The organism is Campylobacter australis (assembly GCF_050586305.1).
Taxonomy (GTDB): domain Bacteria; phylum Campylobacterota; class Campylobacteria; order Campylobacterales; family Campylobacteraceae; genus Campylobacter_A.
This window is the reverse complement of the sequence record NZ_JAXUAA010000027.1, coordinates 1-540: the sequence shown is the minus strand read 5'-3', so window position 1 is coordinate 540 and position 540 is coordinate 1. Positions and strand designations below refer to the sequence as shown.

The 540-nt window shown below is 27.2% G+C and carries 1 protein-coding gene; it reads left to right on the top strand.

Annotated features, from left to right (window positions below):
* Nucleotides 1–60: 60 nt before the first annotated feature.
* Nucleotides 61–540: hypothetical protein (locus U5B17_RS09670; protein WP_430805142.1), on the top strand; the 480-nt coding region annotated here is incomplete at its 3' end.

The following is a 540-nucleotide window of genomic DNA, read 5'->3' as shown; positions in this document are numbered from 1 at the left end:
TCATGGAACGGAGGATTATAAAGAAACTATATTAAAAGGAAAAGAATTAAGGAAGCAAGAATGAAAAAAATTTTATCTTTTATTATATTGGCATTTTTCTTATCTAGTTGTATTGGGACTTCAATTTGTAGTTATAGAAAAAATGAGGTTCAAAAATGGCTTGGAAGCTCATTTTATGAAGTATCATTTTTTATAGATCCAAGCAATAAAGATAGTAAAAGAATACCACATAAGGATAATGGAACATATGGTTATGGTGCTAGTTTTAATGAAAAAAACTATATCGTAAAATATTTTAGTGAATATAATTGCAAAGAGGAAATTCCGCGTTCGAATATATATAAAACTGGAGCCTTATCATATTCTGCTCTATATGAAATGTGGTATGATGATCCAAATAGAAAAAGAGGTGTAGAGAGATATGATAAATACAAATTTGCAGACAAAATTGGCTATGAAATAAGATATTTATATACAAAGGATATAGATAATAAATATAAAATACATAAGGAGCTAGAAACCAAAGATATCCCTGTTAGA